We start from the raw sequence: 15767 nt of genomic DNA, 5'->3' as shown, positions 1-15767 counted from the left end.
GTACTGCATATGGAGACAATTAACGGAAGTTTATTTAAGGATATGCTGGCCAGCGGTGCGAATCTGCTGTCCAACAAATTCAGTGAAATCGATGCATTAAACGTATTCCCGGTACCGGATGGAGATACGGGAACAAATATGTCGTTGACATTCAATGCCGGTGTACAGGATGCGCTGGCCTGTCCGAGTGATGATGTCTGTGAAATCGCCAAGGTATTGTCCAAGGGACTGCTGATGGGGGCGCGCGGTAACTCCGGTGTTATTACCTCTCAGATTTTCCGCGGTCTGTATCAGGGTGTGGAAGGCATGAAGGAAATCAACGGATTCCAGCTGGCAAATGCACTGGTACAGGGGTCCAGAGTAGCGTATAAGGCAGTAATGCGTCCTGTTGAAGGAACGATTCTGACCGTTGTGCGTGAGGCTGCTGATTATACGTATGCCTATGCGACTTCTACACAGGATGTAACGGTAACGCAGGTTATGGAAAAGATGGTGGAGGAATCCAAGGAGTCTTTGATTCGTACACCGGAGCTGTTGCCTGTCTTGAAGGAAGTCGGCGTTGTGGATAGCGGCGGTGCTGGACTTGTGACGATTTTTGAAGGCTTCCTTTCTGCAATGAAGGGAACAATCATTCAGAAAGAGGAAGCAGGCGAAACAAGCGAGGGTGTTCAGGCATCCATGGAAAGTGAGGAATTCGGTTATTGTACGGAATTCATCATTCGTCTGTCTGAGCGCGGCATGAAAAATTTCAGAGAGGAATCTCTGCGTGATTCTCTGGCAAGCATCGGGAATTCCATCGTCTGTGTGCAGGATGATGATATCGTAAAGGTGCATGTGCATACACTGACACCGGGAGATGCCCTGAACATGGGACAGCGCTATGGAGAATTTGTCAAGCTGAAGGTGGAAAACATGCAGGAGCAGCATGAAAACATCATGATGAATGCCGCAGTTGAAAAAGAAGAGGCGCCACAGCAGCCGAAGAGCAAATATGCCATCATCACAGTTGCGGCTGGAGATGGACTGAAGGATATGTTTACAGAGCTTCGTGCCGATTATGTCATCAGTGGCGGGCAGACGATGAATCCTTCTACTGAGGATTTTGTACAGGCAATCGATAAGGTGAATGCCGAGCATATCTTCATTCTGCCGAACAACTCCAATATTGTGCTTGCGGCACAGCAGGCGGCATCGGTATGTGAGGATCAGCATGTGGAGGTTATTCCGACGAAGACGATTCCACAGGGACTGAGCGCATGCATCATGTTTAATCCGGAGGTAGATTTTGATATGAATCTTTCGGAAATGAGCGATGCGATTGCACTTGTGAAAACCGGACAGGTAACGTATGCGATTAAGGATACAACCTTTGAAGGCATGGAAATCCGTGAAGGGGATTACATGGGTATTCTGGAAAAGGATATCATTGTATCGAATCCGGATAAGCTGGATACGACACGTCATTTGATTGATGCCATGGTGGATGAGGAAAGCGAAATCGTTACACTGATTTATGGTGAGGACATCACGGAAGAAGAAGCACAGGGAATTGCTTCCTACATTGAAGATAAATACGATGTTGAAGTGGAAGTAAACAGCGGAAATCAGCCGGTGTACAGCTTTATTCTCGGTGTCGAGTAGATACTCAAAAATACTACACAATACTAAAAATACAATAGGATACGAAAAGCTCGATAGATTCGAGCTTTTTTGTATCTTGTAGTATGATGAAGTATCATTAATTATGCTTTGAATTTATTTTTGGTGCTTATTTAGGGGGGAGAGGGGAAGGCTATTACATATATTTTCAACACTTAAAGATATCTGTACGCTAGCTTCATGTGCTGTGTGAAACTGGATATCGGATGTTATTCTAATAGTCGATACTTACGTTCATTATGCCAATGTTCGCTCTAAACTAAAGGCTATTCGCAAGAATACTGCTTGTCACAGTTTAACAAAACATGATTTCAGACATACGTTCATCATTACTACTTCACAATAAGTGAATCTAAAAAGCATATCAACATATCTTGAATTGAAAATAGAAAGATTTGATTTCAAGTTATGATTAATAATTTCTTTCAGTAGCTTATTTATATAGATTCTTCGATAAGAATTATTGCTTTTAGGAGTATCAACAATAAATTCTTTATTTACTCTTGAAACAGATTTGTTAATATCGATATAGTTTTCATTAAAGTTAATATCATTCATTGCAATAGCCAATGTTTCGCCAATGCGTAGTCCAGTGAGAAGTTGAAACTTGATAATGTCATCATAGATATTCTCATTTTTTAGATAGTTCAAGCTCTTTGATGTTTTGCATAGAGAAAATATATTTCTCCTTTGGATGCTTTTTAGATTTTATTAAAAGGCAAAAAGTATCGATGAAAGGACGATGCTTATGCTATTCGTATCCCTTTAGAAATTGAAAAACGATGTGAATACGTGGGAAATGCACGGTTTTCTTTGAAAAACAAGGTTTCCTTTCCTTACATGATTGAATTTCTCGAGATATTTGCGTATAATTCACATAACAGACCTGTTTTTCTGTAATAGAAGGAAACAGGATTCGGGAAAGGGTGTTCGATATGCTTCAAATAAAAAATATATTTAAGCAGTATAAGACTGGAAATTTGATACAAAAGGCATTGGATGGCGTTAGCCTGAATTTGCGGGACAATGAATTTGTCGCTATACTGGGACCGAGTGGCTCCGGTAAAACGACCCTTTTAAATATCATTGGAGGACTGGATCGTTATGATCAGGGAGATTTGATCATCAATGGTATTTCAACAAAGAAATACCGTGACAGAGACTGGGATTCATATCGAAATCATACCATTGGTTTTGTCTTTCAAAGCTATAATCTGATACCGCACCAGACAGTGCTGGCAAATGTTGAGCTTGCACTGACGATTTCCGGTATATCCAAGGCAGAGCGAAGAGAAAAGGCCAGAAAGGCTCTGGAGGAGGTTGGTCTGGGCAATCAGGGACATAAAAAGCCGAATCAGATGTCAGGCGGACAGATGCAGCGTGTTGCCATAGCACGTGCACTGGTGAATGATCCGGATATTCTGCTGGCAGATGAGCCGACCGGAGCACTGGACAGTGAAACGAGTGTGCAGGTTATGAATCTGCTGAAGGAGGTTGCCAAGGATCGTCTTGTGGTCATGGTTACCCATAATCCGGAGCTGGCACAGGATTATGCAACCCGTATCGTATCGCTGCGGGATGGCAGAATTCGCAGTGATTCCGATCCCTATGCAATATGTGAAGACGGGTTGGAACAGCCCAAGCATGAAAATATGGGAAAGTCATCCATGTCCTTTCTGACCTCACTGTCACTGAGCTTTAATAATCTTCGCACCAAAAAGGCGAGAACCATACTGACATCTTTTGCCGGTTCAATCGGAATTATTGGAATCGCATTGATACTTTCCCTTTCCAACGGTGTGAATCAGTATATTCAATCCATCGAGGAAGAAACCCTGTCCGAATATCCGCTGCAAATTCAGAGTACAGGCTTTGATATTACATCCATGATGACAGATACGCATCCCGGTCAAAAGCAGGGAGACGACGAGGAAGATAAAATTCACGTTTCCCAAATGATTACGAACATGTTTTCAAAAATCGGTTCCAATGATCTGACATCACTGAAGCAGTATCTGGATAACGGAAAAACCGATCTTGAGAAAAATACCAATTCCATTGAATATACCTATGCGGTAGCACCGCAGATTTATAGTGCTAAAAAGGATACCCTGCGTCAGGTACATCCGGATACCTCCTTTTCCTCACTAGGCTTTGGCTCCTCCAACAATACCAACAGCATGATGTCCTCTATGATGAGCACTGATGTGTTTTACCAGATGCCGCAGGATACCGGGCTGTATGAGGATCAATACGATATCAAAGCAGGCAGATGGCCCAAGCGGTATAATGAATGTGTTCTGGTTTTGACAAAGAACGGCAATATCAATGATTTTATGCTGTATACACTGGGACTACGCGATTATGAGGAGCTTGACAAAATGGTGGAGCAATTCTCTAGAGACGTGAAGGTAAAGGTTCCGGATGAGAGTCGTTCCTACAGCTATGATGAGCTTGTGGGAACTACCTATAAGCTAGTCGATGCTGCAGATTATTATGTATATGACAAAAACTATCACGTATATAAGGATAAGACAGAAGATAAAAAGTATATGAAGCAGCTGATCCAAAACGGGGAAAACATAAAAATCGTCGGCGTTGTTCAGCCTAGCAGCTCTGCGACTGCGACAATGCTGAAAGCAGGAATCGGTTATCCTGCTGAGCTGACCATGCATGTGATCGAGCAGGCTAAGAACAGTGAAATCGTTAAGAAACAGCTGGCAAAGCCGGATACGGATGTATTTACCGGTAAGGCGTTTACAGATAAAAGCAGCAATACATTTGATATGAATTCTTTATTCACTGTAGATACACAGATGCTGAAACAGGCCTTTACCTTTGATCAGAGTAAGCTGAATATGGATATGGCAAAGCTTGATCTCAGCGGAATCAAGGTTGATATGGCAAAGCTGCCGCAGCTTGATTTTCAACGTATCCTGTCCAATCTGGATGTTCAGATTTCACAGGAGCAGCTGCAAGTGCTGGCAACAGCATTACAGACAGATTTTCAGAAATATATGGTGGAGCATGCACTGCTGGATCCTACCAGGATGAATGAATATTTCCTTGCCTATCTACAGACAGATTCTGCACAGGCGCTGATTCAGAAGGAAATGAGCACGCTGCTGCAGCAAAGCGGTCTGACAGAGCAATTTGAGGTACAGCTGCAGAAGCAGATGCAGACGATCATGACACAGTATGCATCCACACTGACGGCGCAGCTGCAAAAGGAATTGAGCACACAGCTGCAGAGCCAGCTGGGGAATCTTGCCAGCAGTATGCAGGATGCAATTCAGATTGACGCAAGCGTTTTTTCCAAGGCGATTAAAATGAATATGAATGAAGAAGAGCTTTCAGAGCTGATGATGTCCTTGATGACCACAGAGGTCTCCTCCTATGATGGAAATTTGAAAAATCTTGGATATGCCGATCTGGATAAACCGGGCGGCATCAGCATCTATCCGAAAAATTTTGAAAGCAAGCAGAAGGTGATTGATGTACTGGATGGCTATAATGCCAAAATGGAAAAGGTGGATGAAGACAAGGTGATTTCCTATACCGATTATGTGGGTACACTGATGTCCTCGGTGACTGATATCATCAATGTTATCAGCTATGTACTGATTGCATTCGTCGCAATATCGCTTGTGGTATCGTCTATTATGATTGGTGTTATCACCTACATCAGTGTTCTCGAGCGCAAGAAGGAAATTGGTATTCTGCGTGCAATCGGTGCCTCCAAGAAGAATATTTCGCAGGTATTCAATGCGGAGACATTTATCATCGGACTGCTGGCAGGACTTCTTGGGATTATTATCACTCTGCTGCTGCTCATACCTGGCAATATGCTGATCCATCATTTGGCAGGCAATGTGGAGGTCAGCGCGGCACTGCCGCTGGCAGGAGGTATCATCCTGATTGTACTAAGTGTCATTCTGACACTGATTGGCGGTTTGATACCATCAAAGAAAGCAGCGCAGGAGGACCCGGTTACCGCCCTGCGTACAGAATGATCAAGAAGCGTGCCTGCACGCTATTCCATATACCGGAACAGAAGTTTCAATAAAACAAGCAGACAGCTGCGGGAATCATCTCACGGCTGTTTTTTTCATATACAATGAAGATGTACTGCGCTTTAAAGTGAACGACCTCTTCTTTTGTAATTTCTTCTTGGATGAAGAAAAAACGGTTGTGCAAAAAGTCTGTCCTTTGTGGAAGGGAAATTTTTTAATGTAAGTTTTATGGATGAAATTATAACCTTTTTGATAAAAAAAGAGCTTTTTTATTGCCTTATAAAAGATAAAACGGTTATAATTCTTACAGTAATTCTGTATATAGCAATCTGTACAGATGTTACAGAGAAAGGTGTGGAGAGGTTATGAAACGATGGTTTTCCCTGATCCTTGCTGGATGTATGCTGTTACAATTAACGCTTGGTTCTCCTTCCGGCTATATGAAGGCTGAAACTGATTCAGAAACGCCTGTTGAAGTGCAGGAGCAGTCTGAGGAGCAGCAGTCAAAAGCAGTGGTCAATGAACAAGAGCAGCCGGTGCAGACGGTATCGGAAGCAGCTGAGGGAACGCAGACACAGGATCAAAGTGATGAGAAACCACAAACAGCTCTCAAGGAACAACATAACGAGGAAGGCAAAGAGGTGCCTGTTAAAAAACAGATCAACGGCAGTATTACCGTTTCTTTTTTAACAGGAAAAGGAGTAGCTGAGCGTCAGAGCTTTTTATTGACGCTGAAGCACGAATCTGAAGAGGAGACAAGAACTGCTGTTATGGAGGCTACGCAGGGAGCTTCCAAGACATCTACTGTTTTTGAAAATCTTTCGGAAGGAACCTATACATTGCAGGTAGCTGCGAAGGGGTATCGAATGTATGAACAGATATTTCAGATGGATGGCTATGATCAAAGCATTCAGCTCTATCTTGGTTCAGCACCACAGCAATCCAACGCTGTGCAGCCCGGATTGCTGGCATATGAGGCATCGAATTTGCAGATCAAGGAATTCATTGATGCGCTGGATCAGGAGAGCGGAGATACCATCTATGACATCAATCATGATGGAAAGGTAGATCTTGCGGATTTGCAGAAGCTATATGATGAAGGGAAGGAATACAAGCAGCAGACCTCTGCGGTTGAAAGGCGAGTTCCAAATAGCGCAGTAGGTGTTTCCATAGAGGAGGGAACAGAGCTTGTTTCAGGAAAGCTGGAGGATGTATTGGAGGCGGAATCTGTTGTGACATTGAAAAATACAGACGGGCAGGCAATCAGTACGGAAAATCCGTTGCAGCTGACCTTTGATTTCCAGAGGAGTGAACAGCCGATCCGCATGGAGGGCTTTACCATTCAGGCGCCGGTTGAGAGTGCAAACAAAATTGCGGATGGCATGGTCCTTGTTGAAATTGAGGGACAGGCTGAGCCACTGCAAATACCGATCGTTAATTACTACCGTTCCCGTCGTTCTGCTTCCTCACCTTATGTGGAAATGGATGCAAAGGGAAATCTGATTGTACATCTCGGTGATCAGATCGCGGTTAAAAGGGTGACGATTAAGGTAACGAAAACGACGCAAAAGCAGGGGAGTCTGGTAGAAATTTCCAAGGTTGAATTCTTAAATGATATGGAAACACGGATCCCGGAGCCGGAGATGAACATACCGAAAAATCTGCAGGGGACTGTCGGAGACAAAAAATTCACAGTTTCATGGACGCCGGAAAGAAATGTAACGGGATATGAGGTAAGAATTGAGGCAGACGGACACAGCGAGGTTATCAAAATAACGGTACCGAGTGTGACGGTCACACAATTTAAGAAGGATAAGCTGGAAAATAAAAAGGATTATATGGTATCCGTACAGTCTGTGAACGGTGATTGGAAAAGCGGGTATTCAGCACCGATAAAAATGACACCGCAGACCAGCAGTAAGCCAGCGGCACCGGACGATGTAAAGGCATCCGGCGGATATCGCTCCATAAACGTATCATGGAAAAACATGAAGGATACGGACAGCTATAATGTATTCTATAAAGAAGAAGCGCAGAAATCCTTTACCAAAATCAGCAATATCACAAAAGCAGGTACTACATTGAATGATCTGAAGGATGAAACGACGTATGTTTTATATGTTACAGGAGTGAATGAATTAGGGGAAGGTCCTGCCTCCCTGATGGTTAAAGCTTCCACTTTAAGTGCAAAGCGTGCGAATATGCCTTCCTATAAGCTGATTAACGATTCCCATGGGGAAGGAAAGCTCACACAGCATATCGTAAGTGCGAAGCATGTTGTTGGAAGCATGGTGAACAGCAGTTTGGATACGGATGCGAAAAGTGCGAATGGTCTAGTGGATGACAGCTATGAATCCTACTATCGTTTAGAGGACTGGGATGATGCGGTCAGCTATCACCAATGGCAGTGGGGTACAACCGTACAACTGGATCAGGAATACACGATGGATCGTTTCACACTGGCTGCGCCGATGGATACGGTAGGCTATGGTGCTGCGGCGATTTATTATTGGGACAGTGCACAAAATAAAGAAATACAGGCAGCGGATGTCCGCATTCAACAGAAGGATGATGGACAGGGAAGAAAATATTATGTTATCAAGCTCGCAGAGCCGGTCAAAACAAACAGGGTGCGTTTTGGGCTGACTACATCCGGCGGTGTAAGAAACATCATGGTAGCGGAAATCCGTTTCTTCCAATACGATTCTCTGGAATCGGATATTCAGGCATTATTTGCAGATGATCTCCATCTGACGCTCACAAAGGGTGTCAGTGCTGAGCAGCTGAATACACTGCAGCAGCGTCTTGATACCAAGGATCATGGAGAATATCATCCAGATCAAAAAGCACTGCAGACGGAATTGGATACAGCGAAACAGCTGTTTGAGGATCAGGATAAGCTGAACGATACGATTGCTGTTCATGCCGGTCTTCGCTCAAATAAGGATTCCGGTATTGCTGTTGGCGGTCTGAATGCATGGCAGCCGCTGGGCATCAGTGCATATGCAGGACAGGAGCTGGTCATTTATGTCGGAAATCCGGGAATGAAAAGCGGGCAGAACAGTTCCTTGAGTCTTATAGCAACGCAGCAGCATGCAGAGGCAAGCGGATTTGCCAAGACGGTTGCGAACTTAAAGGTCGGCAAGAATGAGATAACAATTCCGCAGATCACTTCAACCGATGTTGAAAAGGGCGGCTCGCTCTATATTCAATATAATGGAAACAAGGATACAGATCAGTATGCTGTTAGAGTCAGTTCAGGTACAAGGGTTCTAAAGCTGGATCTGTATCAGGTGAAGGATACGGAAGAACGAATGAAAAGAATTCGCACCTATGTCGAAGAACTGCAAAGCTTTGTACCGAATTTACAGCAGCAGCATGAGAAAGCTCACAAAACAGAGGGCAATGAGCAGGTTGACTATACATATGATGAGAAAACGTGTGTTTTGAATATCACGGATATTATGCTGGATCAGATGATGTACTCCATACCGGCTTCACAGGTGTGGAATGCAGTCAAAGCCGATTCTGTCGAGGCAGGTGCTGAAAAGCTAAACGCTTCCTTAAAGGCAATGGATGACATGATGACACTTTTCTATCAGCATAAGGGACTCACCAATAACTTTAAAGAAGGCACTGCACAAAATGTGAAGGACAAGAATCATTTGCCTGCACAGCATTTGAATATCCGATATATGAAAATGTTTGACGGCGCCTTTATGTATGCGGCGGGCAATCATATCGGGATTGAATGGGGATCCACAAGCGCTCTGGTAAACAGCAAGCCTGTAGAAATTGATGAAAACGGAAAGAAGGTCGGAGCCGGGAAATACTTCGGCTGGGGCATTGCCCATGAAATCGGGCACAATATCAATCAGGGAAGCTATGCAATCGCTGAAATCACGAACAATTATTTCTCCCTTCTGGCACAGGCGGATGAGACAAATAACGGTGTGCGTTTCAAATATGAGGATGTGTATCAGAAAGTTACATCCAATGTAACAGGACGCAGTGAAAATGTATTCACACAGCTTGGCATGTACTGGCAGCTGCATCTGGCATATGATCGCGGATATAACTACAGGACATATGCGGATTATGATGAAATATTCGAGAATCTATTCTTTGCACGCGTTGACAGCTATGCTAGAAATACAGCATTGGCACCTGCACCTGGTGGTATAAAGCTGACACTCGGCAGGGACGGGAAACAGAATATCATGCGTCTGGCGAGTGCTGCGGCAGAAAAGGATTTGAGTGACTTCTTCCAGCGCTGGGGTATGGTGATGGATGCGGATACCAAGGCATATATGCAGCAGTTTGAAAAGGAAACACGCGCCATTTATTATGTAAATGATGAAGCACGTGCCTATGAAATCGAGCATGGGGCAAGTGAAGGTATCAGCGGCAGGGATGTCGCTACGGCATCTGTTTCAAAGAATGACCGCTCCAGCGTAACACTGACACTGGGCAATACAGCGGAACAGGCAGAAGCTATCCTTGGCTATGAAATTGTCAGAACGACCTACGAACAGGGGAAGCAGATGGATGAGGTTGTCGGTTTTACCATGGATAACGAATTCACGGATCAGCTAGGTCCTATGAGTAACCGTTCTGTTTCCTACAAGGTAACTGTGGTTGATAAATTCCTGAATCGCTCCGCTGCTGTACAGGTTTCTCCTGTCAAGGTAGAGGGTGACGGCAGTCAGGTCAAGGAAAACTGGACCATTACGACGAATATGCTGTCAAAAGACGATGAACAAAAACCGGCAGAAGGAGAGGATCCATGTGCTCCGCAGCTGAAGTCAGCGGCATACCGCATGATTGATGACAGCAGGGCAGAGGAAAACACCTATACCGGTGCATCTACGAATGCGAATCCGCAGATTACGATCAATATGGGAAAAACCACGGAAGTGACAGCGCTGCGTTATCACCGCGGCAAGGATGATCGCAATGATATAACAAATTACAGAATTGAAATCAGTCAGGATGGCAAAACATTCAAAAAGCTTAAAGAAGGAACCTTTGACTTTACGAATGATGTGGCAACCGTCTATTTCCAGAATGCAAATAATGATCCATGGATAGCAACCTATGATGCTGTTTATGTACGCATCACCGCCTTGAATCAGAAAAATAAAACTCTGGTCATTCCGGAATTGGATATCCTGGGACCAACCGGTGATAATATCGAATTTTACGATGAGGAAGTGACAAAGACAGCGTCAATCGGTATTCTGAAAGAAGATTATATCCTTCAGGAAAAAGACGAAACGCATGAGGAACAGAAGATTGAAAAGGAATCTCTGATTTTTACAGGAACCTATAAGGGCAACCCGGCTTATAATGTCGTTATGCTGTACGATGAAGCAGGAAATATCATCGGCGGAACAGACGCAGAGGGGTCTTTGATTGCCAATCAGGTTATTTTTGCCCCAAATCCACAGGATGCATTGCTTGGAGAGGTTTCCGAGGGTACCTGGGTATACTGGATTGCACCGAACGATTTGAAAAGTGTAAATCTGCCTGAAAAAGTACGTGCAGAGCTGTATCGTGTGGACAATGCCCTGACCAATGAAGGACAGCGGCTGGTCAGCGATACCCTGCTGGTCAATATTCCGGAAATCTTGCCGGAAATCACATTGACAAAATAATACTGAAAAGAAAGGAGAAGGCTGATGAAAACATGGCTACAGCGAGGAGTATCCCTGTTACTGATTTGTCTATTGGCAGGTCCTATCACCATTCAGGCAGATACTGTTGAAAGCATCATCCTTACGGGGAATGAGAATCAGGTAGAGGCGGTTTTGATTCCATTCGATACCAAGGATACGATACGTTCCTTGCAACTGAGCTTTCAGATCAAGGCGACGCAGGGGAAGGTACGGAAAGAACATGTACAATTCAAGTTTCACCAGAATATCAAAAGCGGCGTACAGGAATGGCGCTATCAGGAGAATACCGGGAGGCTGACAATTTATCTTTCCGGTGATGAGCATCTGTATGCACAGGATGAATTGCATCTTGGAACGGTGGAATTGCATCTTGCCGCTGGAACGAAGGCGGAAGTTAGCGTAATCGAAGACAGTCTGAAAACTGTAAACGATGTATATGCGGTAAATGAAGTATCCGGTATGGATGCAATCGCACCGGTTACGATAGAAAAAGTAGGTTCAGGCGATAACAATGGGCCTTCGGAAATTCCGGATACAAATAAACCGCAGGAGGATGACAAAGAAAGCACGTCGGAAGGAAAACCGGAAATACCGGATGCCGGTAAACCTGATAGCCCACAACAGAACGCACCTCTTGATTCTGCAAAGACGGATACATTTGAAGAACCTCAGAAAAAGGGAAGTGCAGACAAAGCGGAAAAGGGTGTTGATACAGGTGATAAAACACAGGCGCAGATATACGCGTTAGGCATGCTTGGTGCTCTTGTGGCAGGCGGTATCCTCTTGATTTTGAAAAAGAAAAAAGAACTGCAAATTAAGTAAAGAAGGATAGAGTCAAGGAATTCAATTTGGTTTCCCTGACTCTTTTTATATGTGTTGCAGTGCGCGATATGTTGTATCCTATGCGATTCCTAGGGGCAAGTAGCGAAGGAGCGATATTGCAGGCTATCCATGCGATATGTTGTATAAGTACTGTCGAAGAAACAATACTTGCATGTCATGCAGGGGCTATATAGGAAGACAATACGCCTGTGTGAAATTATTTTCATTATAGATGATGTTATTTTCACAAAACTGTGAAAATATATTGACATCCATGCATTCACCCCGTATAATTTCAATAAACCTACTAAAACACTAGGTTTTGGAAGAGAGGAACCCATATGAAAGAGAAAGCATATAAATTTGAAACCCTGCAGCTGCATGCCGGACAGGAAGAACCGGATAGTGCAACCGATGCAAGAGCAGTACCGATCTATGCGACAACATCCTATGTATTCAAGGATTCCAAGCAGGCAGCGCAGCGTTTCGCCTTAAGCGAGGGGGGCAATATCTACAGCCGTCTGATGAATCCGACTTCGGATGTGTTTGAGCAGCGTATGGCCGCATTGGAGCATGGAGCTGCGGCACTGGCTACAGCATCTGGATCAGCGGCGATCGATTATGCGATTCGCAATATTGTGACCTGTGGTGATCATATCGTTTCCTCCTCTACGGTCTATGGAGGGACCTATAATCTGTTCGCTAACACACTGACAGACAGCGGCATCACAACTTCATTTGTGGACGGCAGTGATCCGAAGAATTTTGAAGCAGCCATTCAGGATAATACGAAGGCTGTATATCTGGAATCTCTTGGAAATCCGAATGCGGATATCATTGATCTGGAGGCGGTATCCGAAATCGCCCATCGCCATGGTATTCCGGTGATTGTTGATAACACATTTGCCACACCGTTTCTATTCCGTCCGCTGGAGCACGGAGCAGATATCGTTGTTCATTCCGCAACCAAGTTCATCGGCGGGCATGGAACGGTTATGGGCGGAGTCATTGTGGACGGAGGACGCTTTGATTGGACACAGAACGATAAATTCCCGGGACTGTCAAAACCAAATCCTTCCTATCACGGCATTGTCTTTACGCAAGCCGTGGGGAACATCGCCTATATCATGAAAATTCGCACTACATTGATGCGTGATCAGGGAGCATGTCTGTCCCCGTTCAATTCGTTTCTTCTGCTGCAGGGGCTGGAAACATTATCTCTGCGTGTGGAACGCCACGTTGAAAATGCAGTTAAGGTCGTTGACTTTTTGCAGAAGCAGCCGAAGGTTGCTGCGGTGCATCATCCCTCTCTTGCACAGGGGAGAGAGAAAGAATTGTATGATCTCTATTATCCGCAGGGAGGCGCTTCTATCTTCACCTTTGAAATAAAGGGAAGTGAAGAACAGGCGAGAACCTTTACGGAATCCCTGTCCGTATTCTCGCTGCTTGCAAATGTGGCGGACGTGAAATCCCTCGTGATTCATCCGGCCTCCACAACCCACTCACAGATGAGTGCGCAGGAGCTGGCAGCTGTCAAAATCACACCGCAGACGGTGCGTCTTTCCATAGGCACCGAGCATATTGACGATATACTGGAGGACCTGCGGCAGAGATTCGAAGCTATATAAGCTGGCAAAAGAAATGACAGATGTGCATTTATTGTGTATAATAACTCACAGAGAAAGTGAGGACATATGATATGACATGGATGTGCAGTATTTGTGGATACACCTATGACGGTGAGGATTTCACAAAGGAAGCAGATGATTATCTGTGCCCGTTATGCGACAGTGGAAAAGAGAACTTCCAGCAGCGTGATCTGGCAACGGAAATCACAGCGGCAACTGATCAGTATTTTACGGTCAAGGAAGAAAAATAAAACCTGACCTGCATACAAAAAAAGGTGTTAACACTTATTTTATCTAATACGTGTTTGACACCTTTTTTCTGTTTATATGCAGTCTGCGCTCTTTACCAGCTTTTCGATACGGGATAGCGGAAAGGATCCCAGGCAGAGAAGGGAGCTTTCCAGACGATCCTCCTCGGTGAAATTGGGTATGCGGGAAAAATAGGAAATCAGCTCGCAATATGTGTGATAGGTTGTCTGCAGCAGTCCCCTTCCAACCTCTGTAAGACAAATGCTCTGATAGCTTTTTTTCTCAATCAGTCCTTCGCTGATCAGCTTTTGAAGCATACGGCTGGCTGCCGGCAGTGAGATGGACAGCTTTCTGGCAATATCCACACAGTGCAGACATTCCTGCTCCTGAAACAGCTCGTAGAGCGCGATGTAATAGCGAACCCGGCGATTATAGCTGATATCACTCATACGCTTCATACCCCAATGCTTGAATGGCTTGAAACAGCTCCTCTTTATTGAGCGGATGATTGCTGTATACATCAACAACTTCTTTTTGAAGATTTACAAGGGCAGCTGTATCCTGCATATGATTAAGCCTGTGTTCAATGCTTGCCGCGCAGTTTTCACAATGCATGCCGCGTATATGATACTGCTCATGTATTGCATATTGATCCGTCTGTACGCTTTCTCTGAATACAGGTCCACCGCCACCGCAGCAGCCGTTTTTTATTCTGTTTCTTGACCGATGGAAGGCAAAGACAATATACAAAACGAGCAGTATAAGTATTATGATGGTTGCCATCATCTCACCCCTTTTCTGGGTAAAGTTTAGCATGGCTAACAAAAAGTGTCAATGCCATTTTCCTGTACGTATTCGCTCTTGCTGTATGCAGAAGGGGATGTGAAAACCTGTTGTTAACTGCTGTATCCTGTTTTCTGATTCGCCTTTTGGTATACTTGCCACTTATCCTCATCCCCTTTTTAATTCGTTTCACACCATCTTGCCTTTTCACCATTCGCACCTTTATTAAAGCTTTTCTTCATCCTTACGAAATCTTTTTACATCATCTCTAAAATCATTATCCTTCTTTTTCTCTTGTATTCACTTATCGTACATCTCTCGTTGAAGCCACTTTACAAATACTTCCCGCCTCTCCTTTTTACATTTCTTTTTGTCTGATCATAGCATTCTGAAGCCTTTTGTTGATTTCTTGCAGGGTCGCCGCTAACATATCCAGCATATGAACGCAGGTGTCTTATAAAAAAGAACTTATCATCCGATAAGAAGGGAAGGATGAAAAGGGGATGCTTGCTTGGAAAAGAATGTAACAATCGTTCATATATGCAAATGGACAATTCACTGCGCTGCTGATTTTGCACCTTGAGGTCAATGAGGGAGTACCCTGATATGAAAAAAAGCCTGGGAAGGGAAAAAAGGTGATAGGGGGAGTAAAGAGAGTGAATGAAAAAATTTTAAAAGATCTTTATCATGTGTGAATCAGAGGGAATCATTAGCTATAAAAGAAAACGGATGAAACAAATTAAAATATGTATCAAGTGCAAAGCAAGGAAAGGATGGGGGATTTTAAGGGATACGAACGGATGAAAAGGCTTTTAAGGCAAATGGAATATGTTTTAGGGGAAAGCTTATAAAAGGAATGTTAAAAAGAAAAAGGCTTAAAAAGCAAAAAGTTTTAAAAGGGAAAAGGCATAAAAAGTGAAAATTCTAAAAAGTCA

The 15767-nt window shown here is 44.0% G+C and carries 8 protein-coding genes; 6 read left to right on the top strand and 2 right to left on the bottom strand.

The window, feature by feature from the left end; genetic code table 11:
• The first annotated feature begins 9 nt into the window (after window positions 1–9).
• The 6 genes from NE665_RS11790 to NE665_RS11765 all read left to right on the top strand — a co-directional run bounded on the left by NE665_RS11790 (window position 10) and on the right by NE665_RS11765 (window position 14051).
• Window positions 10–1641: a DAK2 domain-containing protein gene (locus tag NE665_RS11790; protein WP_117444127.1), complete on the top strand. Its 1632-nt coding sequence runs from the start codon at window positions 10–12 to the stop codon at window positions 1639–1641.
• 953 nt (window positions 1642–2594) lie between these two features.
• The gene (locus NE665_RS11785; protein WP_117444125.1) at window positions 2595–5672 is read left to right on the top strand and encodes an ABC transporter ATP-binding protein/permease; all 3078 of its coding nucleotides are present in this window, start codon (window positions 2595–2597) and stop codon (window positions 5670–5672) included.
• Window positions 5673–6037: 365 nt separating this feature from the next.
• The gene (locus tag NE665_RS11780) at window positions 6038–11329 is read left to right on the top strand and encodes a fibronectin type III domain-containing protein (RefSeq protein ID WP_178759971.1); all 5292 of its coding nucleotides are present in this window, start codon (window positions 6038–6040) and stop codon (window positions 11327–11329) included.
• Window positions 11330–11353: 24 nt separating this feature from the next.
• On the top strand, window positions 11354–12172 hold the full coding sequence (locus tag NE665_RS11775; protein ID WP_117444124.1) for an LPXTG cell wall anchor domain-containing protein: 819 nt from the start codon (window positions 11354–11356) through the stop codon (window positions 12170–12172).
• 341 nt (window positions 12173–12513) lie between these two features.
• On the top strand, window positions 12514–13800 hold the full coding sequence (locus tag NE665_RS11770) for an O-acetylhomoserine aminocarboxypropyltransferase/cysteine synthase family protein (protein WP_117444123.1): 1287 nt from the start codon (window positions 12514–12516) through the stop codon (window positions 13798–13800).
• A gap of 71 nt (window positions 13801–13871) precedes the next feature.
• Window positions 13872–14051 carry a rubredoxin-like domain-containing protein gene (locus tag NE665_RS11765; protein WP_117444122.1) on the top strand — a complete coding sequence of 60 codons (180 nt, stop codon included), beginning with the start codon at window positions 13872–13874 and terminating at the stop codon, window positions 14049–14051.
• Window positions 14052–14123: 72 nt separating this feature from the next.
• On the opposite strand, the gene NE665_RS11760 is transcribed toward NE665_RS11765, so the two are convergent.
• Window positions 14124–14498: a winged helix-turn-helix transcriptional regulator gene (locus NE665_RS11760; protein WP_233104657.1), complete on the bottom strand. Its 375-nt coding sequence runs from the start codon at window positions 14496–14498 to the stop codon at window positions 14124–14126.
• Window positions 14491–14832, bottom strand: coding sequence for a heavy metal-associated domain-containing protein (locus NE665_RS11755; protein ID WP_117444136.1), 342 nt, complete (start codon window positions 14830–14832; stop codon window positions 14491–14493). Before NE665_RS11755 ends, NE665_RS11760 begins: the two co-directional genes overlap by 8 nt.
• Window positions 14833–15767: the final 935 nt, after the last annotated feature.

Source organism: Clostridium sp. DFI.1.208 (assembly GCF_024463855.1).
Lineage (GTDB): Bacteria > Bacillota_I > Bacilli_A > Erysipelotrichales > Erysipelotrichaceae > Clostridium_AQ.
The sequence above is the reverse complement of the archived record's forward strand: the minus strand, read 5'-3'. Positions and strand labels throughout refer to the sequence as shown.